Origin of the sequence: Marinobacter maritimus (assembly GCF_007671675.1) — a bacterium.
Taxonomy (GTDB): domain Bacteria; phylum Pseudomonadota; class Gammaproteobacteria; order Pseudomonadales; family Oleiphilaceae; genus Marinobacter; species Marinobacter maritimus.
Window position 1 is genome coordinate 33483 of sequence record NZ_VCGW01000001.1, and the last position, 22496, is coordinate 55978.

20 protein-coding genes are annotated in these 22496 nt (G+C 52.2%); 14 read left to right on the top strand and 6 right to left on the bottom strand.

All coding sequences use genetic code 11. The features are described 5' to 3' along the window. The first annotated feature begins 8 nt into the window (after window positions 1-8). From urtC to FFI90_RS00235, 14 genes are all read left to right on the top strand, one after another. A complete protein-coding gene (gene urtC, locus FFI90_RS00170) occupies window positions 9-1196 on the top strand; it encodes an urea ABC transporter permease subunit UrtC (RefSeq protein ID WP_144775370.1) in 1188 nt (395 codons plus the stop codon). Continuing rightward, window positions 1196-1954, top strand: a complete 759-nt coding sequence (gene urtD, locus FFI90_RS00175) for an urea ABC transporter ATP-binding protein UrtD (RefSeq protein ID WP_186317889.1) — start codon at window positions 1196-1198, stop codon at window positions 1952-1954. Before urtC ends, urtD begins: the two co-directional genes overlap by 1 nt. A gap of 2 nt (window positions 1955-1956) precedes the next feature. Further along, entirely contained in the window at window positions 1957-2646 is a 690-nt protein-coding gene (gene urtE, locus FFI90_RS00180) for an urea ABC transporter ATP-binding subunit UrtE (RefSeq protein ID WP_144775374.1), read from the top strand. A 60-nt stretch (window positions 2647-2706) separates the two neighbouring features. Then, a complete protein-coding gene (locus FFI90_RS00185) occupies window positions 2707-3753 on the top strand; it encodes an aliphatic amidase (RefSeq protein WP_144775376.1) in 1047 nt (348 codons plus the stop codon). Window positions 3754-3768: 15 nt separating this feature from the next. Beyond that, the gene (locus tag FFI90_RS00190; protein WP_144775378.1) at window positions 3769-4812 is read left to right on the top strand and encodes an AAA family ATPase; all 1044 of its coding nucleotides are present in this window, start codon (window positions 3769-3771) and stop codon (window positions 4810-4812) included. Window positions 4813-4916: 104 nt separating this feature from the next. Then, a complete protein-coding gene (fmdA, locus tag FFI90_RS00195; protein ID WP_144775380.1) occupies window positions 4917-6149 on the top strand; it encodes a formamidase in 1233 nt (410 codons plus the stop codon). Between the two features lie 5 nt (window positions 6150-6154). Beyond that, on the top strand, window positions 6155-6508 hold the full coding sequence (locus FFI90_RS00200; protein WP_144775382.1) for an FmdB family zinc ribbon protein: 354 nt from the start codon (window positions 6155-6157) through the stop codon (window positions 6506-6508). Between the two features lie 493 nt (window positions 6509-7001). Beyond that, complete coding sequence (locus tag FFI90_RS20460; protein ID WP_144775384.1) at window positions 7002-7382, top strand: transposase; 381 nt, start codon at window positions 7002-7004, stop codon at window positions 7380-7382. 247 nt (window positions 7383-7629) lie between these two features. Continuing rightward, on the top strand, window positions 7630-8961 hold the full coding sequence (locus FFI90_RS00210) for a hypothetical protein (RefSeq protein WP_186317890.1): 1332 nt from the start codon (window positions 7630-7632) through the stop codon (window positions 8959-8961). Between the two features lie 1001 nt (window positions 8962-9962). Next, window positions 9963-10952, top strand: coding sequence for a hypothetical protein (locus FFI90_RS00215; protein ID WP_144775388.1), 990 nt, complete (start codon window positions 9963-9965; stop codon window positions 10950-10952). Between the two features lie 96 nt (window positions 10953-11048). Continuing rightward, window positions 11049-11762 carry a hypothetical protein gene (locus FFI90_RS00220; RefSeq protein ID WP_144775390.1) on the top strand — a complete coding sequence of 238 codons (714 nt, stop codon included), beginning with the start codon at window positions 11049-11051 and terminating at the stop codon, window positions 11760-11762. Between the two features lie 62 nt (window positions 11763-11824). Then, entirely contained in the window at window positions 11825-12517 is a 693-nt protein-coding gene (locus FFI90_RS00225) for a hypothetical protein (RefSeq protein ID WP_144775392.1), read from the top strand. Between the two features lie 18 nt (window positions 12518-12535). After that, complete coding sequence (locus tag FFI90_RS00230) at window positions 12536-13177, top strand: HEPN domain-containing protein (RefSeq protein ID WP_144775394.1); 642 nt, start codon at window positions 12536-12538, stop codon at window positions 13175-13177. A gap of 49 nt (window positions 13178-13226) precedes the next feature. Then, window positions 13227-14816 carry a DUF4435 domain-containing protein gene (locus tag FFI90_RS00235; protein ID WP_144775396.1) on the top strand — a complete coding sequence of 530 codons (1590 nt, stop codon included), beginning with the start codon at window positions 13227-13229 and terminating at the stop codon, window positions 14814-14816. Here the strand turns inward: FFI90_RS00235 and FFI90_RS00240 are convergent. The 6 genes from FFI90_RS00240 to FFI90_RS00265 all read right to left on the bottom strand — a co-directional run bounded on the left by FFI90_RS00240 (window position 14775) and on the right by FFI90_RS00265 (window position 22495). Further along, on the bottom strand, window positions 14775-15272 hold the full coding sequence (locus FFI90_RS00240; RefSeq protein ID WP_144775398.1) for a DUF4123 domain-containing protein: 498 nt from the start codon (window positions 15270-15272) through the stop codon (window positions 14775-14777). The two genes, FFI90_RS00235 and FFI90_RS00240, sit on opposite strands and share 42 nt — an antisense overlap. After that, the gene (locus tag FFI90_RS00245; RefSeq protein ID WP_144775400.1) at window positions 15272-17413 is read right to left on the bottom strand and encodes a type VI secretion system Vgr family protein; all 2142 of its coding nucleotides are present in this window, start codon (window positions 17411-17413) and stop codon (window positions 15272-15274) included. The genes FFI90_RS00240 and FFI90_RS00245 overlap by 1 nt, the downstream gene beginning before the upstream one ends. Window positions 17414-17499: 86 nt before the next feature. After that, entirely contained in the window at window positions 17500-18243 is a 744-nt protein-coding gene (locus FFI90_RS00250; RefSeq protein WP_144775402.1) for a class I SAM-dependent DNA methyltransferase, read from the bottom strand. Between the two features lie 93 nt (window positions 18244-18336). Beyond that, window positions 18337-20184, bottom strand: coding sequence for a protein kinase domain-containing protein (locus FFI90_RS00255; protein ID WP_144777158.1), 1848 nt, complete (start codon window positions 20182-20184; stop codon window positions 18337-18339). A 32-nt stretch (window positions 20185-20216) separates the two neighbouring features. Further along, window positions 20217-21491: a 2-oxo acid dehydrogenase subunit E2 gene (locus FFI90_RS00260; RefSeq protein WP_144775404.1), complete on the bottom strand. Its 1275-nt coding sequence runs from the start codon at window positions 21489-21491 to the stop codon at window positions 20217-20219. Between the two features lie 26 nt (window positions 21492-21517). Continuing rightward, complete coding sequence (locus tag FFI90_RS00265) at window positions 21518-22495, bottom strand: alpha-ketoacid dehydrogenase subunit beta (RefSeq protein WP_144775406.1); 978 nt, start codon at window positions 22493-22495, stop codon at window positions 21518-21520. Window position 22496 lies beyond the last annotated feature (1 nt).

The window sequence follows — 22496 nt, forward strand, 5'->3', positions numbered from 1 at the left end:
AGATTGTCATGAAGCATTCATCCCTTATGAAGTGGTTTGTTTCCCGAGAGGGACTGTATTACCTGGCATTGGCTTTTCTGCTGGTGGTTCTTTTACCGCTTACCCTGGATTCGTTCCGCCTGAACATGGTGGGTAAGTATCTGACTTATGCATTCGTTGCGATTGGCTTGGTCATGTGCTGGGGCAAGGCCGGTATTCTCAGTCTGGGCCAGGGGGTGTTCTTTGGCCTCGGCGGATACTGCATGGCCATGTTCCTGAAGCTGGAGGCCTCCACGCCGGAGGCCACGGCGATTCAATCCACACCCGGTATTCCGGACTTCATGGACTGGAACCAGCTCACCGAGCTGCCCTGGTTCTGGGAACCATTCCACAGCTTCTCGTTCACCTTGTTGGCAGTTATTGGTGTGCCGGTTCTGCTGGCGTTCGTTATCGGCATTGCCATGTTCACCCGGCGGGTGGGCGGCGTGTACTTCGCCATCATCACCCAGGCTATTGCTGCGGTCCTGACCATCCTGATTATCGGGCAACAGGGTTATACCGGTGGCGTGAACGGCATTACCGATCTGCAGACCCTGATGGGCTGGGACATCCGCACAGATGAGGCCAGGAATATCCTGTATTTCATCTGCGTCGGCATGCTCTTTCTGTGCCTGTTCGCAGCGCGCCTTGTTCAGAACCGGAAACTGGGCCGTATCCTCGTCGCCATGAATGCCCAGGAAATGCGGGTGCGCTTCTCCGGCTACGACGTGGCAGCTTTCAAAATCTTTGTATTCTGCCTGGCAGCGGCTTTTGCCGGCATCGGCGGCGCGCTGTTCACACTGTTGGTGGGCTTCATGTCGCCGTCGTTCATCGGCATCGTTGCCTCCATCGAGATGGTCATCTTCTGTGCCCTTGGCGGCCGCTTGTCCATTCTTGGTGCTGTTTACGGCGCGCTGCTGGTGAATGCTGCCAAGAGTGGTTTCTCCGAGTCCTTCCCAGAGCTTTGGCCTTTCGCTATGGGTGCCCTGTTCATTGGTGTAGTGCTGGCTTTCCCGGATGGCCTTGCGGGGCTCTACAAGAGCTACGTTATGCCCCTGGAGAATAAGGTATTCAAGCGCAACAAGAGTAAAACCGCGCCTGTGGCGACCAGGCAGACCGCTGAAAAGGTGGATGACTATAGCCCGATGAACGACACCTACAGCCCGGAGAAATCGTGATGAGCACAGCTAAGAGCATCAGCGGGGATTTTTTGCTGGCAGTTGAGGGCCTGACCGTCTCCTTCGATGGTTTCAAGGCGGTGGACGACTTGTCCTTCTATCTCGATCCCAGGGAAATCCGGGTCATCATCGGCCCTAACGGAGCGGGCAAAACCACAGTGCTGGATCTGATTTGTGGCAAGACCAAAGCGACAACTGGCTCCATCAAATTTGCGGGCAAGGAACTGACCAAGCTCAAAGAACACCAGATCGTTCATTCGGGCGTGGGCCGGAAGTTCCAGACCCCGTCTGTATTCGAAGACCTGACGGTGTTTGAAAACCTCGAGGTCTCCTATCCACAAGGCCACAGCGTGATAGGCGCACTGGCTTTCAAGCGGGATACGGCGGTTATTGAGGCGGTGGAAGACGTGGCGAAAACCATCTTTCTTACGGATGTCCTGAACGAACCAGCAGCCATGCTCAGCCACGGTCAGAAACAGTGGTTGGAGATCGGCATGCTGCTGATCCAGAAGCCGGCCTTGCTGATGCTGGATGAGCCGGTGGCCGGCATGTCTGTGGCAGAACGAAAGAAAACGGCGGAATTGCTCAGGGTGATCACCAAGGACCACACGGTTCTGGTGGTTGAGCATGACATGCAGTTTGTCGGCGACATCGCTGACCGGGTCACAGTTATGCACCAGGGCAAGGTTCTCTCGGAAGGGTCCATCGAACACGTGAAGTCGGATCCGAAAGTCATCGAAGTCTACCTGGGGCACTGATCATGCTAAACATCAAACATCATTCGGTGGCCTATGGCCAAAGCACCATCATCGAGAACCTGAACCTCGATGTGGATAAAAACGAGATTGTGGCCGTGGTTGGCCGCAACGGCATGGGTAAGACCACGCTGATGAAATCCTTGGTGGGCATGATCCCCACCAAGGGCGGTGAAGTCAGTCTCAACGGCACCAATCTTTCCAACCTGAAGAGCTTTCAACGGGTTCGTGCCGGTATCGGTTTTGTGCCCCAGGGACGGATGATTTTTCCCACCCTGACGGTGCGCGAGAACATTGAGGCTGCCTTGGCTGCCGTGGGCGAGAAGAAGGTGCCGGAGGATCTGTATGAGATGTTCCCGGTGCTGAAGGAAATGCAGAACCGTCGCGGCGGTAATCTGTCTGGCGGCCAGCAGCAACAGCTGGCTATCGCCCGCGCTCTGGCCACCAGGCCCAAAGTGTTGCTGCTCGACGAACCCACCGAGGGCATCCAGCCCAATATCATCAAGGAAATCGCCCAGACCCTCCGGCGCATCCGGGATGAGCGTGGCTTGTCTATTGTGGTGTCGGAACAGGTGCTGAGTTTTGTGATGGATGCGGCGGATCGGATTCTGGTGATCGAGAAGGGCGCCATCGTCCACGAAGAGAGCCGGGCCGAGGCGGATCAGGAGAAGATTGCCAGTTATCTGGCCGTTTAGTTTGGTGCAAGCCGCTGCGGCGGCCCAAAATTCTGAGTAAGATTTTCGGGAGAGTAATCTATGAGACACGGTGATATTTCCAGCAGCAACGATACCGTTGGCGTGGCGGTAGTGAACTACAAGATGCCGAGGCTGCATACCAAGGCCGAAGTGTTGGACAACGCCCGCAAGATTGCGGACATGATCAAGGGTATGAAGAAGGGGCTGCCGGGTATGGACCTGGTGGTGTTCCCGGAATACAGCACCATGGGCATCATGTACGACAACGACGAGATGATGGAAACCGCCGCCACCATTCCCGGTGACGAAACGGCCATTTTCTCCGCCGCCTGCCGTGAGGCGAATACCTGGGGCATTTTCTCTTTGACCGGTGAGCGTCACGAGGACCACCCGAATAAGGCGCCTTACAACACGCTGATTCTCATCAATGATCAAGGCGAGATTGTTCAGAAGTACCGCAAGTGCGTCCCCTGGTGTCCGATCGAAGGCTGGTATCCGGGCGATACCACCTACGTAAGCGAAGGCCCCAAGGGCATGAAAATCAGCCTGATCATATGCGATGACGGCAACTACCCGGAGATCTGGCGAGACTGCGCCATGAAAGGCGCCGAGCTGATCGTACGCTGTCAGGGCTATATGTACCCGGCCAAGGAGCAGCAGGTGATGATGTCCAAGAGCATGGCCTGGGCGAACAACTGCTACGTGGCGGTGGCCAACGCATCTGGCTTTGACGGGGTGTACTCCTACTTCGGCCACTCCGCCATCATTGGCTTTGATGGCCGCACGCTGGGTGAGTGTGGCGAGGAAGACATGGGTATCCAGTATGCCCAGCTTTCTATCAGCCAGATTCGCGATGCGCGGGCAAATGACCAGTCCCAGAACCACCTCTTCAAGCTATTGCATCGAGGCTATACCGGAGTTCACAGCTCCGGTGACGGCGACAAGGGCGTGGCCGACTGCCCGTTCGAGTTCTACCGCACCTGGGTGATGGACGCTCAGAAGGCCCAGGAGAACGTAGAGGCGATGACACGTAAGACCATTGGCACCGCCGAATGCCCGGTGGGAACCTTGCCGTTCGATGGCAAGGAAAAATCCGCAGGAGCTTAAAGCCGGGAGGCGCTGATGCCGTGTATCAATGAGCGGCTGGAAGCCAATCGGGAAGCCATTGAAAAGAACCGGGCCGCCTCAGGCCCGGTTCGTGCTTCCCGGTTCCGCTTTGAGCCAGATGTCGTTATGTCCCGCTTGCGGGAAAACATTGTCGGCCAGGATGATGCCTTGGCAGCCATGGAATCCATGCTGGTGCGGGTGAAAGCCGACATCGGTGAGGAAAACCGGCCGCTGGCGGTACATTTATTCCTTGGCCCCACAGGGGTCGGTAAAACCGAAACCGTTCGCCTGATCGCCGAAGCCATTCACGGCAATCGGGATGGTCTGTGCCGCATCGATATGAACACCCTGGCCCAGGAACACTACGCTGCCGCACTCACCGGCGCACCGCCAGGTTATGTTGGCAGCAAGGAAGGCCACAGCCTGTTCGATCTGGACAAGGTGCAGGGTTCGTTCAGCAAGCCTGGCATTGTGCTGTTCGATGAAATAGAGAAAGCCAGCAAAGAAGTAGTCCGCACCCTTTTGAACGTTCTGGACACCGGCCGGCTGGTGTTCCCCTCCGGCAACCGAGAGATCGACTTCCGCAACACCTTGATTTTCATGACCAGTAACGCCGGGGCGCTGGATGCCGAGGCGCACGAACAGCGCTATCAGAAAGGTTGGCGCCGCTGGCTCGGGTTATCACCCGGCAACGTTGAAACCATACGCGATACCGCTCTGCGCCGGCATTTCGACCCTGAATTTTTGAACCGTATTGACCAGATTCTTACCTTCAACAGTCTCACTGATAACTGGCTTGAAGCTCTGCTGAATATCGAGCTGGCGGGTCTTAATCACAGGTTGGCCAAAAAACACGCAGAGCTGTCCCTGTCGACTAAGCTTAGGGACGAACTGTGCCGTGGCTACGATGCCCGTTATGGCGCCCGGGAGATGTTGCGTGCCTTCCGCCAGCGTTTGGAACCGGTGGTGGCCAGAGCACTGCTGCAGTATCCCGGCTGTAACCGGTTTGAAGCCGATGTGCAGGGAAGGGTGGTCACCGTGCACCAATACGTCGAATGACGTAGGCACCGGGGGTATTTCGCGAATACCTCGCCGGGGCCGGATTTCGGATAGTGAAGCTGTTACCTGAACGTGTAAGCCAATCATTCCAAGGAGCCTCCGCTATGGCTGAAACCATTATCAAGATTGATCTGAACAAGTCGGCCTATGAGAACGACAAAATCCACAACCGCTGGCACCCGGATATTCCGCTGGTGGCCACTGTTAAGCCCGGTGATGACTTCATCGTCGAGTGCTACGACTGGACCGGTGGGCAGATCAAGAACGACGACAACGCCGACGATGTGCGCGACGTGGATCTCAGCCAAGTGCACTTCCTGTCAGGCCCTATTGGAGTGGAAGGCGCGGAGCCTGGTGACCTGTTGGAAGTGGATATTCTCGATATCGGCACCTTTAAAGAAAGCCAGTGGGGCTTTAACGGCTTCTTTTCCAAGCAGAACGGTGGTGGCTTCCTGACCGAGCATTTTCCGGATGCACAGAAAAGCATCTGGGACTTCAACGGCATGTTCACCAAATCCCGCCACATTCCCAACGTGGAATTTGCCGGCTTGATTCACCCGGGCCTGATCGGCTGCTTGCCGTCCAGAGAGCTGCTGGACACCTGGAACAAGCGCGAGGCCGGGCTGGTTGCGACGGATCCTGAGCGCGTGCCGGAACTGGCGGCCCTGCCGAATGGCGATACCGCCCACATGGGCCAGATGAAAGGCGATGCCGCCAAAGCCGCAGGTGCTGAAGGCGCCCGCACTGTGCCGCCCCGTGAACATGGCGGTAACTGCGACATCAAAGACCTTTCCCGTGGCTCCAAGATCTATTTCCCGGTGTACGTAGACGGTGCCGGCCTGTCGGTAGGCGACCTTCACTTCAGCCAGGGTGACGGCGAGATCACCTTTTGCGGTGCTATCGAAATGGCCGGCTGGATTCACCTGCGGGTTAACCTGATCAAAGACGGCATCAAGAAGTACGGCATCAAGAACCCGGTGTTCAAGCCCAGCCCGATCAAGCCCCGTTACGACGATTACGTGATCTTTGAAGGTATTTCCGTAGACGAAGACGGCGGCCAGCATTACCTGGATGTGCACGTGGCTTACCGCCAGGCCTGCCTGAACGCTATCGAATACATGACCAAGTTCGGTTACACCAAGGCTCAGGCCTACGCGATTCTGGGTTGTGCTCCCGTGGAAGGCCACATAAGCGGCGTGGTGGATATCCCGAACGCCTGTGCCACGCTCTGGCTACCAACGGGCATCTTCGATTTCGACATCAACCCGTGCGCTGACGGTCCGAAGAAGATGGTCACCGAGGGAATGGATGTACCTCTGTCCAAAGATAAGGAGTAACAGCCATGCCTGTGTATGACTACAAGTGCCGCGAGCATGGTCTGTTCAACACATTGGCGACCATGGCCGACAGCGCCAAACCGGCGGAATGCCCCACCTGCAAGGCGCTGTCAGCCAGAGTGATTGTGCTACCACCGGAAATTGCAGCCATGGACCCGGCAAAACGTAAGGCCCAGGACAGGAATGAACGTTCCCGCCACGAGCCGGTGTTTTCAACCGCCGACCGCCGGGAGAACGACAAAGAGCACAGCCGCAGTTGTGGCTGTGGCTCGCCCAAACCTGGCAAGTCGATGCTGTTCTACACCGCCGACGGGAAGAAAATGTTCCCCTCCATGAGGCCCTGGATGATCAGCCACTGATTGACTGGCGCTTCATCTGTAACCTGTTTGGCCCCTTCGGGGGCTTTTTTGTTTTCCCGCCTTGCTTAAACCTCGAGCGCAATGATAAAAACTACAACTAATTGATTTGTATTCATAAATTAGCGATGGTTTCGTGATTAAAAGACACAGAAGCCTCGCGAATAAAAGACAAATGACGCCTATTTCTACGGGGCGCTCCCCTGGTCTATGTTGTAGCACACTGATTTATAAAACTTAAAGCGAAAGGATGACCAAAGCTGGTACGGAATTAGGCGCCGGCGGGATAGATGTCATTTGTCGCTGAATTAGCTGTTATATGCACTAAGAGAGTAGACCTTAATGGGTGATCACAGGATAGTTTTCGAGATCCATAAGGCGATCTTCAAGAGCAAAATCGAGATCTTCCGTAGGTACGCCGAAGAGCTTGAAAGCAAATTTGCACTTCCCCCGCTTCAGTAGACATGCATCGATAACTCCGACGAAGGGGAAAACGATGCCTGCTATCAAGACTGGCAAGAAAACCGAGAAGTACACCACCGAGTTCAAAGTCAAAGCTGTTGAGTGGAGCCACCAGGCCCACCGGAGTGTGAAGAGCGTTGCGGAAGCGCTGGATATTCACCCTTTCATGCTGTCACGCTGGAGAAAGGAACACCGTGAGGGGGAATTCGACGCACAAAACCGGGACCACAAAACCGGGACAGATTTATTTGATTGGTTATGGAAGCCCACGACGAAAGCGAGCCATACTGCCAAGGCAGATCAGATTTGGGAGGCCGTTACAACTGGGCGTCTCTTTACTCACGCACCACGCAATAGGCGAGTGAACGCCGGGGGTAAGTCCCGGGATTTGCATCTTTCGTTACCCGGCTATTAAAGGCAGAATGCAGAACCCTGACCCTGGATTGCCGTTCGCGTCTGCGATCGGTTTGACGGATTTTTGGCAGTTAAATGCCTTCGCCAACAGTTGGTTATGTTGTCCATTCGGGCCTGTCCGGCTGACTCAATAAGAAGATAAAATGAAAAATATTTTCCGCTCGGGAATTTCGCTCCAACGTTATATAACCCTTTGTTTGTCCGTGTCTGTGTTGACCGCCTGTGGGGACGGCACTGTTAGTTCATCTGTGGATAACGAACAGCCCGCGACCTATACCTACAGTGAACTGGTTAATCTGACATCCTATGATGTGGGACTTTATCGATTCGGTAGTGACGGCTCCGCCAAGCTGGTCAGGAACATCGATCATACCGGCGCAGTGGATGCCATGTTCTTTGGTGAGATAAACGGTATTACCTTTTTTAGCACCCGCACAGATACCAATGGGCGGGAGCTTTGGCGTACCGACGGGAGCAGCGATGGCACTTATATGGTTCAAGACCTTAACCCCGGAACGGCGAACGATATTTTCTATGGCGCTGAGGGTATCGTCTTCAACAACGCGCTGTACTTTGGCGGTCTCAGTCAGGCATACCCGGGGACAGCGCTCTGGACGCTGGTCAATGAAAGCACCGGCCCTGAATTTGTGACCAACACACGCAGCTCAACTAGCTCCAACGCTGACCCATCAGACTTTTTGGTGTACGACGGCCGGCTCATCTTCAATGCGCTTGAAGATAATGGTTCGGGTGGGACCAACCACAAGGTATTTGTTGGCACCGGCACTGCTGGTAACGATACATTGATCGACTCCACTGTGAGCTCGAACGACGGTTTTAGTACGGACCAGGCCCTGATTTTCAAAGGTGACCTCTACTTTCAGGGCAGCGCCGGACTTTACGCTGACGGTGGTAAGGGGGATGTCCTCTACAAGAGCGACGGCACACAGGCTGGCACTAAGGTCCTGGCGGATATCAACGAGACCAGCTACCTGAACAGTGATGCGAGGATTGGAAATCTGGTGAGTGTGGGGAACTATTTCGTTTTCTCGGCCAACGATGCGGCTGACGATGATAGCAATACCACCTATGACAATTCTGAAATCTGGGTCAGCGATGGCACCACGGCCGGCACGCAGATGATCAAGAACCTGCAGCTGGGCTCAACTTATATTGGCAGCCTCGTCAGCAACGGCACGACGGCGTATTTTGTGGCGGTAGCGGAGGGTTCCAGCACCTTTGAAATCTGGCGGACACAAGGTACCGCGGCGACCACGGAGATGATCGACAGTTTTGAGGGTGAGACCTACCTGTATTCCTACGGCGATCAGGTAATAGCGGTGACCCGTGAAGCTTACGGTAGTTACGTTGTATACCAACTTAACGGCGCCACCAATGACTTTGCGCCGCTGCATACGTTCCCCAGTCCTGTTGACTACGCATTTGCCCTGGGTGACCGCATCTTCGTTCTGATTGACAACATGGGTTGGAAAGAGCTTTGGTCCTACAACAAAGGCGATGGTGACTTTACCAAGGTAACAATCGAGGGTGATTACAACGTTGGCGTTAACGCCCATTGAGTTTATCTAATCGCCGTTAAAGCCCTTGAAGCATCCATCTGGCCGCAGCGATTTTCTTCTATAAAACCGGGGGCAAGTCTTGCCTGTTGAAGTCGGGCCTTGCTCTTAAGCCCGGCTAAAAAACGCGAGGCCTGTCCCCGACTATTGTTTGATAAGGCCTCTCAGGCATCTCAAGAGCAGGAATCGTGTGCCAATTGAGGGCCAGAAATAAATCAGAGCCAGAAATAAAGGAGCTGCGCCGGCATCTGCTTTGGGTATTGAGGCAAGTGCGTGAAGCCCGCAGGTTGGGCAGTGATGATGACGAGTTGCCGCTTATCAGAATGTGAGGATCAGCGCCATGCAGTGGGTTTATCAACTGATAATAAGACTGACGCTTACGGCAATTCCTCCAAATGAAAAAAGCCCCAAAGTCGGTATGAACGCCCAAAGAAATAAATAGCGAGAAACTTCGGCGTTGACGTTTCCTATTTTGCTAGCTGCGCGACGAACATCGCGCAGGCAAAAATAAACTCCACTTGATCAGTCACGATAAACACCTTCGTAAATAATTTCTCCTCCACTCTCTCCAGCGCTACCGGAAAACCGGGAACCAGAAATAAATCGGAACCAGAAATAAATCTGTCCCGGTTTATCGCGAGACGCGGGTGATTGAGTACCAGGCCGGAGCACGGTTGGAGAGGTGAAGATTTGCACCGGAGTTCAGCGACAAATGACGCAAAACTCCGGAGAAAAATTTCAACCAATTGATTTATAGAAATAAATTAGTGAGAGTTTCGTAATTAGAAGACACAAAAGCCTCGCGAATAAAAGACAAATGACGCCTATTTCCACGGAGCGCTCCCTTGGTCTATCCTTTAGTACACTGATTTATAAAACTTAAAGCGAAAGGATGACGAAAACTGGTACGGAATTAGGCGCCGGCGGGATAGATGTCATTTGTCGCTGAATTAGCTGTTAGGCCGTCACTTTTGGCCTAATTTAAAATTGAAAGGAGGCGAGATATGAAGATTGCTTTAATTGTGAGTGGATTGGTCTTTCTCCTACTTGGTTGTACCAGCACAGTTTGGGTTGAGGAAAAAGTAACGAAAGATGGAGTTGAGTCAGTTAGCGATGTTGGAGGAATTCCCTTCTATACAAAGAAAGAAATTTACAAGCAAGTGACGTCGTATTCTCGATCTTGGCTGGTTGCAACTCTGTCTGTGGAAAAGTTTTTAGTCACCGAAAAAGATGGAAAATTCGAAACTTTCCCATTAGACAAGCAGGGTATCGAGAAGCATATTTCGAAGTCGCAGTTGAGCGAACTAAACGGAGTAAGGGAAGCTATATTGCAGCCCGGTCTTGCTGATGATGCAAGGGTTGAAGCGCTATTGAAGGCGTTCTCAAGAATAGACGGGCTAACTGACTTTTCATCGGTTGCACCAGTTCAGATAGAAAACAAAATAACATCCTCATGGGTGGTGGACGAAAGTTCAAAATATTTCTTGAATGCCCCGCTCCCATGGTTTGGTTCCGGAGATCTAACTCAAGAGCTTAATAGCGACGGCACCCTGTCAAAGGTAATTTCAAGCCCTGACACCAAGTTGTCGGAGGGTATTTCCTCTTTGATACCAATTAAAGAATACTTGACCGGTAAATTTGTTGATCCATTGGAGGACGATACGGATGCAAAAGCAGCTGAAAAGCTCACTGGGGAGGGGGAAGCCTTGCTGGCTCCAATGCTAAATTCAGTGGACATGCCAGAGCTTAGACGGGCGTCCGAGTTGGTGTATAAGGCTACATTAAGCATTTCCGAATCTGGATACATTTATAGCTTCGAGAATGTGCACGAAAATTTTCCTTCAACTATAGCCCCAATACCGTTCGACACGAGCAGCCAGATTTACACGCGGAATGTGATTGGGGAGAAACCTGGCGCAACCGAGAAGAAAGACGAAGACAAGTCTGTTGGGGTTTCGGGAACGATAAGCTTCCCAAAGGGCTGGGGGAAGTAAATTTGCATAACAAGTTGCTGCACGCGGAAAAGTTACTCGCTGCGCTCCTAACTTTTCGGTAAGCAAAGCGTTAGGCAATAAACCACTGGAAGTTTGATGTTCAACAGTAGATTCCTTGAGAAGGATAGAAGCGTCCAAGAACGCTGGTTTCGAATGAGGTTCCACAGAAAGTTTGGCCGGCAGACGAAAGCTTTTTTCTTGTGGCGCCTCCATCGTAAGCTGGAAAGGGAATTCAACGAAAAAGAGAAAGTCATAAATGGAGCTATTGAAACCACAGTAAATGAATATAAGAAGGTCAATCAGGATCTATTTCCTGCGACGAAGCAAATTTTCAACATTGGCTTGTATTTTTTGCTTGCAGAGAGAGATATTCAAGCATTGAAAGCTGATGCTTTTGCGCACCCAAATGAGACAAAGAGGAATATTGCGTTACGTGCGTTGCTTTTGACTATTTATGAGTGGGATATGGGAAAAGTCACCGGGCGACGGATGCAATTCATATACGAATCGACCGGATTATCTGATTCCTCAAAGAATATGGTTGTCAATGCTTTGAAAAATTTAAAGAAAGCAAGAAAAACCATTGAGAATGAGGTGTCTGGGGCAAGGCATAACACTATTGCCCACAGAGAGGCAGATGCTCTGCGTCAGTATGAAATTATTTCTGAGTTGAAGATCATGGATTTTTCCATGGCATTGACTAGCTTTTACGAGGCATCAGACGCGCTCTTGAAGTCATTGGTAGGAGCGATGCTGGAAATTGGTACGATGGAAAGCTTGTTCCATCAGGTGACTTATCGTAGAAAATAGCCTGACAAATGCGGTCAAGGGACGCACCTGACGCTATCGTTAGGCATCAATAGGGAGTGCAGATGCATAATCGAGATATACAGGAATTGCTTGAGCATGCTCAGAAGGAAATATCCACTATTTCAGCGCAATCGAAAAATGGCACCATAAATAAAGTGGCGTTGAAAAACACACTGGAGAACTTACGAAGCGTACTCGACTATGCAGCTCAAGATATGCAAAATAAATTGAAAACGCTTACCAATAATAAAATTCCAGAAAAGGTGTATTTTCCATATGGGCAAAGAGAAAACCACTTCAAGAATAGCGTGAAGCGAAATCTCCCTAATTTATCGGACCATATGCCCTCAATCCATTCTTTGGTGCAAGCTATGCAGCCATTTAGAAGTGGTGATCCTTGGCTGGTTGATCTATGTGGTTTAACAAACGATGCAAAACATAACAGCTTAAGTAAAACCGATAACAAAAAGAGTAGAACTATTCATCAAGGAGGTATGCCGCTTGTAGAGGTAGGCGAAGGGTCGCAGGTGACAATGAGACGTAACCGAGTTAATGGTGTGCTTCAAGATGATGTTTTTATAGATCCTGATGGAACCACTACGGTTGGGCCAGTTTCAGGTCAAACAATGATCACAGAAAATAACAAAATACAATTTTACGGTAAGCAAATCGAAGTGGTTCCTTTTCTAGAAGCATGCCACAAGAATCTATCAAAATTCGCTAGCGATCTGGCTTTGGAGCTTGAAAATACCTAACACATATGAGCCTTAAATATGAAGATAAAGGCAGAGAATAATAGATTTTATGGCGACGTAGGGTGGGAGTCAGACAATGACCACTTTTCAGAAGTCGCGATTACTTCGAGGCAATGGCTTGGCAGTGCCGGGGAACATATCTATACAGCTCAATTATTGCTCCCGGTGGTGGCTAAACAGTACGAAGAAGTGAAAAATATAATTGGGAGGCAATGCTCTGTAAAGGTAGCGCCCAGAGTCACGGATATATTCTTCTTCCATTGTGCGCTTTCTATCGAAAATTCCTTGAAGGGGCTTATCGCGGTTATAAATAAGAAAGAAGTAAAGAAAAATATAGCGATGATCTCTAAAGTCCCGAATATACTGATTGGCCATGACTTAGTTGAACTCGCCAACAGAGCGGGCTTTCATCTCGATATTGACTCTGAGTTCGCGCTGGCTTTCCTTACCCGGTATGGAGTCTGGGGAGGCAAGTATCCATTCGCAACTAAGAACCGCGATAATGCATTGACTGTGAAGCTTTCAGATGGCAACCATTATATGGCTGGTGGCCATAACCCGGAAATTGTACCTTCATTTTTGTCGTTTTCTCATGACATATACTCGTGGGCTAGTGAAAAGATTGAGGTGGCTGCCGTGGAAACTACAGCTGGCAGCTAAAGCGTTACCAAGACGTTATGTCATCCTGATGGAGTAGAGAAATTTAGTTATGAAAGCGCTTATCCTTCCCAAAGAGAATACAACTGAATCAGTTGAGACAAATCAAAGTATATTACTTGTAGGCGCTAATGGTTCAGGTAAGACTAGACTAGGTTCATGGATAGAAATAAATTCTCCACAGAAAGAGTTAGTACATAGAATTTCTGCACAAAAGTCTTTGGCCTTGCCGGATTCAACTACCCCTCAATCAATTGAGCAAGCGGAAAAAGATTTATTATTTGGTAACCCAGGATGGGGCTATCAAAATAAAACAAGTAAATGGAGTCAAAAACCAGCTACCACATTCATGAATGACTTCCAAAAACTGATGGTCTATTTGTTCTCGGACGAAACGGAAGAAAATGCGAAATTCAAAAGAGCATGCATAGCTATCGAAGAGCGTATCACACCGCCAACAACTAAAATTGATCTGGTAAAGGAATTATGGGAAACGATTCTTCCACATAGAGAATTGATTATTGGTGGATTGAGGATTCAAACTAGAATAAAGGGACAAGAAGACAAGATATATAATTCATCTGAAATGAGTGATGGTGAAAGAGTCATTTTTTATCTTATTGGTCAGTGTTTAGCTGCTTCAAAAGATGGAATTATAGTAATAGATGAACCTGAGTTGCATTTACATAAATCTGTTCAAGCCCCCCTGTGGGATGCAATAGAAAAACTACGTCAAGACTGTCTTTTTGTTTATTTAACCCATGACGTAGATTTTGCGGCTGCTAAAGAAGCGGCTAAAAGTGTCTGGTTAAAATCATTTGATGGTCAAAAGTGGGATTGGGAGCTTATTAATGAAGATGAAGATCTACCTAATGAACTTCTTATTGAAGTGTTAGGGAGTAGAAAACCTGTAGTATTTGTCGAAGGAGAAAATGGCAGCTTTGATGTCAGTCTATACCGAGAGTTGTTATCAAATTTCTTGGTAATTCCGCGTGGTAGCTGCTCCCAAGTAATTCAGTCAGTAAAGGCATTAAAAGCAAATGCGCAGATACATCATTTAGATGTATTTGGATTAATAGATCGAGACCGAAGAGTCCAAGCTGAGATTTCTAAATTAGAACAAGATTCAATTTATGTCTTGGAAGTTGCTGAAGTAGAGAATCTTTTTTGCACTAAAGAATTGTTAGAGATAGTAAGTGAAAGACTTGCCCGTGATCCTGCCGCAGATTTTGCGACGGTTTCTAATACAATTTTTGGTAGGCTTCAAGCTGAACTAGATACACAAGTCTCTTTACACGTTTCGAGTGAAGTGAAATTTAAGCTGAATGTATTTGATGTAATGCAGAAAGGTGCCTCCAATATTGACGCCGCACTACAAAATCTAATTGCTAGTATCGATGTTTACCAAATTTACACTGATACAAATGCTGTATTTAGTCTTGTGCTACAAAATAACGACTATAGACAATTATTAGCCTTATATAATCGTAAATCACTTTCCTCTCAAGTCAGTAATTCTTTGGGATTAGCCAATGGGAGTTTACCTGATACAGTAGTGAGATTGGTGAAGGGAGATTGTAGAGAGCCAATACTGGGTGCATTAAAGCCCTATTTCGGTAACTTTCAGCAATACATGACATAACAAGTGGCTGTTGTCGGATGTGGACTTCCCCCGGTGCCCTGGACGTTCCTGGCCTATACGTGCGCACTCGTGCGGATTAAAGGCGGAGATCACGCCGTGGATCTGAGTTGGCGAATAGAATCTGAGATAGGCAAATGTTTGGTCGGGTAGCCTTACGCTGATCAGGCTGCGGAAATGATCTGTAAGGGTCTGAATATCTGCATTGCTTTCAATAATAACGCCCGCCGAACGCCAAACTGTCTCTTCTGTCCGCAGTCGGCTGGCTTCAGAGGGTTGAACAATGCAAGGGCTTACTTCCAGAGCTGACTGATGGGATGTGCCGCGGTAGAGCTGGTCGAATCCCGGACTGTCGTCGTGGCTATATATCAGCTTTGGTGCGTCCAGTTGAGCGCCATCTATCATTAGGTAGACGTTGTGTCCGGCGTGCACTGAGGTTTCCTTCAGGTTCTCTATCATTATCCAGCCTCACAAGAACATGGGCTGAAGTCGCAACGTCCATCTGGTTGTTTGCCGCATTGCTTGCTTAACAGGGCATCATTCTGGGTAGCTTCACGCAGTTTTGAGACGGGGCTGGGCTGAGGGGTAGCCACTGGTCGGGTTTTGGTTACCGGTAGTGTATCGGGATTGCCGGAGCCTGAATCGCGTATGGCGACCAAGGCGGGCATTTGTGGTTTCTGCACTGCCGCCGTGCTCCCACTCCCCGGCGCACCCCCGGAATTCACCCGCACCAGCGGGCCTGAAATAGTCACCCCACTCGGGTCCACCTTCACAAAACTACCACCAGCTTTCAGGGTTACTTCGGCGCCGGCTTCGATAACAATCTTAAAGCCCGATTTGTGATGGATTTCATTGCCGGCTTCGATGAGTTGGGCTTTGCCGAATTTGCTGTGGTGGCTGCCGTTAACTGCGAGGCTGTAGTCGCCGCCGATCTTTACCCGTTGTTCGCCATCTACGGTTGTGTGATCGTTTGTTTTGACGTGGCTGAACCGGTCGTTCTCAACGGTCAGGTGGCTGTCGTTTCTGATGACCTCGGTGCGGTTATTTTCGGTGAGCAGGTCGAGGTCTTTTTGGGCGTGGATGTAGATTTGCTCCTTGTCTGCTTCGTCCTCAAAGCGCAGTTCGTTGCTGCCTTCACCCTTGTGGGTCTGGGTTTTCAGGGTGGTGCGGGTTTTGTGCTCCGGCAGCGAGTAGGGCGGTGTATTGGTGGCGTGGTGTGTTCTTCCGGTGATGATGGGCTGGTCCGGGTCGCCATCAAGGAAGGAGACAATCACTTCGTGGCCGATTCTGGGCAGTGCCATGAAACCGTATTGCCCACCGGCCCAGCCCTGGCTTACGCGCAGCCAGGCGCTGCTGTGTTCGTTGTTCTCAGTGCTCTCTACCCCATTTGGCCGCTGGCGCCTATCCCAGGGAAAGCGCGCTTTCACCCGGCCGTATTCATCGCAGTGGATTTCTTCACCTTCCGGGCCGGTAATTATGGCTATCTGTGGACCGTCCATCAGCGGCCGGTGGTCACACAATGGCCGCCAGGTTTTGTTGGCTGGTACAGCGCTGAACAGGTTGTGATAGGTGGTGGGTTCAGAGCCGCCTTCTTCTGCCAGTGCCTGGGGTTGTTCGCCCACATGGGTAATGGCAGTTAACAGCCAGTCGCAGTTTAGCCTGGCGCTGTCGTGGTTGGTGAGCTCCACTTTTGCGCCGCAAGTGAAATCCGGGCGATTGCTTTCGCCGTTTGCGGTGCTGGCATCGTTTCTGAGGGCATCTAACCGAGCTTCGGTAAACGGTTGGCCGCTGGCGTCGGCTTTGAATCGGCCTGGGTAGTCGAAGTGCTGGTAGTCCTGGCGATGGCTGGTACCGGAAGCACTGTGTTCGTGCATCAGGGCATAGGCTGGATTCTTGAAGGTGTAGTCCTTGGTGGCTACAGAGGCGGCACGCACCCGTTCTTCGTAGCGGAGGCGAAACACCGCAGGTTGTTTGGTGCTTCCACCGGCTTTGCCGTTGTATTCGGCGGCCTCTAACCTTGGGGCATCACCGTGGTGGTCGGCAAGGATCAATCCGGGCTGCTCGTCCTTATCTACGCTGCCGTGTTGGTAGCGGTAGTGCCAGCCTTCCTCTGCTGCCAATCGCTCAATAAACGCCAGGTCGCTTTCCCGGTGTTGTACGCAGTACTCCCGATCCTGGGGAGTGCGCTTCAGATCAAACACCGAATCCACAATGCCCCGCTCTTCCAGCAGGGTGCGCACGATGGCGTCGGTGGTTTGAGTCTGGAAGATGCGGCTGTTGTGCATCAGCCCCAAGCGCCATAGCGGCGGCTGAATGATCACCTCGTAGAGGGTGCTGCGATGGCCTGTTTCGCCTCGGGCAAACTCGTTCACCACGCCGGTGAAGCGACGCTGGGGGATGCCGTCCTGCCAGACTGCCAGGTCAACGGGCTGTTCCAGTACGTCAGAGGCCTGAATTCCAGGATCGGTGCTAGCCAGGATCAGGCGGCCATGAAAAAGCTCCGAAAGACCTTCGGTCAGTGCAAAGCTGACGACAGAGAACATATCTGAGGGAAGCTCACCGACACGCGCGGTGAACTGCAATCCGTTTGCCTGAGGCATATCTTCAATCCTTGAAGGTATGTTTATCTGTTGATAAATCTGTACGGAAAGTTACCAGTGCTGGTCCGGAAAATCCAGTGGCGAGGTTATGCTTTCACGCATACGAAGATCGCGTTTCCCGATACCTTGTCCCACGGAACGATCTTTTCGTAGTTGTGTTCAAGAATATGGACATCGAAAAAGGGCTGCAGGATATTTGCCAGCTCTTCAAAACCCAAAGCCACCATAGGATGTTCGTCGTTCCACGATTGGGTGACGCCGTCGGTGGTTTTCGTGATGCTGAGCTTGAGGCCTTGCCTCTCGCCCTCACCACAGTAATCCCATGCGGAGCGGAAGGTGAACAGGCTATCCCCTTGGGAGACGGTGTGTCGCTCAAACAGGTTGTTATCAATTTTGTTTTTATCGACGGAATTAAAGCAAAACACGCCACCCGGTTTTAGTGCGCGATGTGCGCTGGCAATGCATTGTTTCAGCTTTTCTATGCCATCGCTGTAGTGGATGGAATACAAGAAGCAGGTGATCAAATCCAGAGGTTCATCAACCTCAAAGTTGCACATGTCGCCTAATGAAAACTGTGCTTCCGGGCACCGCTCTCTTGCCTGTTCCAGCATGGGCTGGTTTATGTCCAGACCGCTGCTTTGGTATCCGAAATCAATAAAGTGGCGAATATGAGGGCCGGTTCCGCAGGCCAGGTCCAGGTGCGTCTGTCCATCATTACCGAAAAGCTGGTGCAGCCTCTGAACGCCGAAGCTTTGAGCGTGATAGCTAATATCCGCACACATTAAGTCGTAATAGCCAGACAGGTCGGTATACAGATAATTGGAGGACATGGCAGCCTGAAGGTTTTAGCGGGAACAGGGTATGGCGGCGCATCGTAAACCAATCGGGCGTGTTTGCGAAGCAGATAAGATGATTGCCGGGAGCTAGCTTGCCTCTGCAGCTTCGTGCCTGGGATTCCGGGGGTAATAGCGTTCAGGCAGCCGCTCAATATGCGGGAAAAACCGGGTGTCCTTGTAGGGCATTTTCATAAAGCCGGATACGCCCAGCCCGGTAATCTGATCTACGGCCGCGAGAATTTCGTCCAGCCGCTGTCGAAACTCGTCTTCCTTCTCCGGGTCCAGCAGTCGGTACTGGCTGTGGATTTTGAGATGTCGGGGCAGGGCTTCAAAAATGATCATGCCGGTGTGGCGGATGGTGTTGAGCGCCTCCAGGGATTTAATGATGGTTTGTGGCAGTACCAGAAACTCCTCCGGATCCGGCCCGTCCTCAAAGTAAGAGTGCACCCGTGAACGGTCTTCCACTTCCGGCGCCGAGCTCACCTGATAGGGCAGTCGCATCTCAGGCGGCGCAATGAACGGCTGCTCGGGCTCATCACGCTCGATGTGCAGGGTGTCCCGGGCGTTGAACAGGCAGCTTTTGAAGATGCCCTGGCGATAGATGGCCTGAGCCAGGTTAACCATGTTGTTCACGGCCGTGGTGAAGGCGTTTTTGAGTTCCGGGTCGTGCAGGTTCAAAGAGGTATCCACGTAGATACCATCAGCCTCCCAGCGCACAGCGAGCCCGCCTTCTACCGGATAACGGCCAAGTCGGCTGACGGCGGCGAGAAATGCTTTTTCAGTTTCTCCCATACCCTGCATGAAGTTCTTGTAGTAGCGATCCAGCTGCACGTCGTTGACGTCGTTCAGGGTTTCGGGCGCGCCTTCCTGTCGCAGGAAAGACTTTCGGGAACTGTACACCACGGTGTCGATTTCCCGTTCAGAAAGCCGTGTCCAGATGGGCACCAGAGGCGTGGGTGCGGGTTCGGGCAGGTCGATCATCACCGTGCGGCCCAAACGCGGCATCTCCTTCAGATAATGGTCGCCGGCACGCATGCGCAGAGCAGGGTCCGGGTCGAGCATGCCTTCCAGCATGCGCGCAAATTCCATGGGTAAGCCAAGGGAGGTGGCGGGTATCGCCTGATGGCCAAAGCGGCAAGACTGTCCGGAGGCCAGCGCGTAGAGCGTAGCCGCAGCACCTTGCTCGTCAAACCTTGGGGATGAGAGGCCGCCATAGAGCTGTTCTTCACCAATGAAGTAAACATCGCCCAGGCGGGCGTTGGTCTGCTGCAAGTTGTCGGACATCAGCTCCATCACGCTGGGGCTGAGAAACTGCTGGTTGGCGTCCAACTGGGCAAAGACCGAGGAGCCCCAGTCGATCAGCGCAATATTTTCGGTCTCGGCGTCAAACACCAGATTGGATGGTTTGATATCACCGTGCACGATGGGGCGTTGTTCATTGTCGGATTCGCGCCGCAGGTGGCGCAGGATATCGGCCAGCTGATCGGCGATGCGGATAATCAGGCGCGGGCTCAGCCGACCTTGCTGGAGAGATACTTCCTCCAGGTTAAAACCGGGCGCCCGCTCCATGACCAGAATAGGCTGGCTGCCGGCGCGGTGGAAGGCAACCAGGCCGGGCACCCGGGGGTGCTCTACCTGTTCCAGAATATAGGCTTCGTCTTCCAGCCGGTCGTGCAGATGCTGGGGCAGGGTGATGCGGGTGAACTTGAACACATGATCAAGATCACGCGCGCCCTCCAGCGGCAGCCTGCCGGCAAACACAAAACCGTAGGCGCCCTTTCCGATCATCGAGATGTCGGCGTAACCCATCTGCCTGAGCTGGGTTGTGCATAGCTCAACCCAGTCTTTCAGCTTTCTCGCATCGTCGTGGCTGAGCAGGTAAACCGACTGCTCTTCCGGGATGTAGAATTGTTGCAGCTGTGACGGCTGTGGCATCTGCGATGACGGGTTTGGTGGCGCCATACCGGTCAGCCCATGTGGAGAAGCATGGATTGCGGTGACTCCAGATAACTCTTCCACAGGTTGTTGAACCGGGCAATGGTACCGCCATCAATAATGCGGTGATCGCCCGCCCAACTGATTGTCATGATGGCGCGCTCTGCCACCTGACCATTCGCATCAAAGCGCGGCAGCTTCTGGGTACGCCCCAGCGCCACAATCGCTACTTCCGGCGCATTGATGATGGGTGAGGCGTAGGTGCCGCCCAGTGCACCAATGTTGGAAATGGTAATGGTGCCGCCTTTGAGATCCGCCTGGCTTACCCGGCCTTCCCGGGCCGCTTCGGTCAGCCGGGTTACCTCGTCCGCAATCTCCAGCAGGGTAAGCTGGCCCACGTTTTTAACATTGGGAACAAGCAGCCCGATTTTGCTGTCTACGGCCATGCCAACGTTGCACTGGGGCTGGTAGTGGATCTCGGTAACATCCTCGTTGAGCTGGCTGTTAAGCACCGGGTATTCACGCACTGCGAGTGCGATGGCCTTCATGATGAACGGCATGAGCGTGAGGCGAGAGCCACGGGCTTCTGCTTCGGGCTTTAGCTGCTGGCGCAGGCTCAGCAAATCAGTAACATCAATGTCTTCGCTGAAGATAAAGTGTGGAATGGTGGTTGCGGAAACCACCATGCGCTTGGCCATAACGGCCTGCATGCCTTTGATGGGCTCTATGCGCACTTCCTGGTTTTGCGCGGCAGGCCTGCGTGCTCCGCTCGTTGAGGCTGGTGAACTGCCGGAGGCAGGCTGTTCCAGATGAGCCAGTACATCGGCCTTGAGTATGCGGCCATCTTTGCCCGAGCCCTGGATATTTTCCAGCGTCAGTTCATTCTCGCGAACCAAACGGCGCACAGCGGGGCTGGCGGGCGTGCGCTCCCCGTCCTGGCGCGTCGACGGGGCTGCTGAAGCGACTGTTTCTGCGCGATCAGAGCTTTGCTTCGGCTCCGCCTGGTTTGCCTCTGGCTCAGAGCTTTTGCTTTCATCACGGGCTTTTGCGGGTTCTCCCTCGCCTTCACCGCTTTCATCAATCAGTTCAAACAGCGGCGCATGCACCTTGGCTATGTCGCCTTCTTTCCAGTACAGGCGGGTTACCCGGCCCTTGTAGGGCGCGGGAATTTCTACCAGGGCCTTGTCGGTCATAACTTCTGCGACCGGCTGATCTTCTTCGATCAGATCACCTTCACTCACCAGCCATTTGACCAGTTCACATTCCACGATACCTTCGCCGATATCGGGCAGTATAAAATCACTCATAATTGTTCTCCTGTCCTGATATCAGTCTAGAATTCGACGCTTTCCCGGATGGCCTCATAGACCTTCAGGTGATTGGGGAAGTGCTCTTTTTCAAGCACCAGCGGGAAGGGTGTGTCTATCCCGGTAACCCGTGCGATCGGTGATTCCAGATAGAGGAAGCAGCGTTCCTGGATAGTGGCGGCTATCTCACCGGCAAAGCCGCCCGTCAGGGGGGCTTCGTGGGTGATTACCAGACGTCCGGTTTTAAGCACCGATTCGGCGACGGTTTCCACGTCCCAGGGCAGGATTGTGCGCAGGTCAATGACCTCGCAGGAGAAGCCTTCTTTTTCTGCCATCTCGACAGCTTTGTCGATGACTTCCATTTGGGCGCCCCAGCCCAACACCGTGACATCGGTGCCTTCCTTCAGGACTTCGGCTTCGCCTATGGGCAACTCGTATTCGCCCTCCGGCACTTCGCCTGTAGAGGCTCGATACAAACGCTTTGGCTCAAAGAACAGAGTGGGGTTTGGGTCGTTGATGGAAGCCAGTAGCAGGCCTTTGGCCTGATGCGGGTTGCGTGGCACAACAATTTTCAAACCCGGTGTGTGGGCAAAATAGGCTTCTGGTGATTGGGAGTGGTACAGGCCACCGGCTATGCCACCGCCGTAGGGCGCCCGGATGGTCAGGCCGCCCACATCAAACAGGTTGCCGGACCTATAGCGGAACTTGGCCGATTCGTTAACAATCTGATCGAAGGCTGGAAATATGTAGTCGGCAAACTGGATCTCGGCCACCGGGAAGGAGCCCTGAGCTGCCAGCCCGTTGGCGAAACCGATAATGCCTTGTTCCACCAGAGGCGTGTTGAAACAGCGATCTTTGCCGTACTTCTGTTGCAGATTGCTGGTGGCACGGAATACACCACCAAAAACACCCACATCCTCTCCAAAGCAAAGAACCCGGTCGTTGGTAGCCATCGCGATATCAAGCGCATCGTTGATGGCCTGCAGCATGTTCATCTTGGCCATG

Excerpts from the sequence above, each read along its gene's own strand:
- urtE (WP_144775374.1), top strand. The coding sequence starts at position 1,957 with ATGCTAAACATCAAACATCATTCGGTGGCCTATGGCCAAAGCACCATC.
- FFI90_RS00265 (WP_144775406.1), bottom strand. The coding sequence starts at position 22,495 with ATGGCCAAGATGAACATGCTGCAGGCCATCAACGATGCGCTTGATATC.
- FFI90_RS00255 (WP_144777158.1), bottom strand. The coding sequence starts at position 20,184 with ATGCCACAGCCGTCACAGCTGCAACAATTCTACATCCCGGAAGAGCAG.
- FFI90_RS00220 (WP_144775390.1), top strand. The coding sequence starts at position 11,049 with ATGTTCAACAGTAGATTCCTTGAGAAGGATAGAAGCGTCCAAGAACGC.
- FFI90_RS00250 (WP_144775402.1), bottom strand. The coding sequence starts at position 18,243 with ATGTCCTCCAATTATCTGTATACCGACCTGTCTGGCTATTACGACTTA.
- FFI90_RS00225 (WP_144775392.1), top strand. The coding sequence starts at position 11,825 with ATGCATAATCGAGATATACAGGAATTGCTTGAGCATGCTCAGAAGGAA.
- FFI90_RS00200 (WP_144775382.1), top strand. The coding sequence starts at position 6,155 with ATGCCTGTGTATGACTACAAGTGCCGCGAGCATGGTCTGTTCAACACA.
- FFI90_RS00235 (WP_144775396.1), top strand. The coding sequence starts at position 13,227 with ATGAAAGCGCTTATCCTTCCCAAAGAGAATACAACTGAATCAGTTGAG.
- urtC (WP_144775370.1), top strand. The coding sequence starts at position 9 with ATGAAGCATTCATCCCTTATGAAGTGGTTTGTTTCCCGAGAGGGACTG.
- FFI90_RS00215 (WP_144775388.1), top strand. The coding sequence starts at position 9,963 with ATGAAGATTGCTTTAATTGTGAGTGGATTGGTCTTTCTCCTACTTGGT.
- FFI90_RS00190 (WP_144775378.1), top strand. The coding sequence starts at position 3,769 with ATGCCGTGTATCAATGAGCGGCTGGAAGCCAATCGGGAAGCCATTGAA.
- FFI90_RS00260 (WP_144775404.1), bottom strand. The coding sequence starts at position 21,491 with ATGAGTGATTTTATACTGCCCGATATCGGCGAAGGTATCGTGGAATGT.
- FFI90_RS00230 (WP_144775394.1), top strand. The coding sequence starts at position 12,536 with ATGAAGATAAAGGCAGAGAATAATAGATTTTATGGCGACGTAGGGTGG.
- urtD (WP_186317889.1), top strand. The coding sequence starts at position 1,196 with ATGAGCACAGCTAAGAGCATCAGCGGGGATTTTTTGCTGGCAGTTGAG.
- FFI90_RS00240 (WP_144775398.1), bottom strand. The coding sequence starts at position 15,272 with ATGATAGAGAACCTGAAGGAAACCTCAGTGCACGCCGGACACAACGTC.
- FFI90_RS00185 (WP_144775376.1), top strand. The coding sequence starts at position 2,707 with ATGAGACACGGTGATATTTCCAGCAGCAACGATACCGTTGGCGTGGCG.
- FFI90_RS20460 (WP_144775384.1), top strand. The coding sequence starts at position 7,002 with ATGCCTGCTATCAAGACTGGCAAGAAAACCGAGAAGTACACCACCGAG.
- FFI90_RS00245 (WP_144775400.1), bottom strand. The coding sequence starts at position 17,413 with ATGCCTCAGGCAAACGGATTGCAGTTCACCGCGCGTGTCGGTGAGCTT.
- fmdA (WP_144775380.1), top strand. The coding sequence starts at position 4,917 with ATGGCTGAAACCATTATCAAGATTGATCTGAACAAGTCGGCCTATGAG.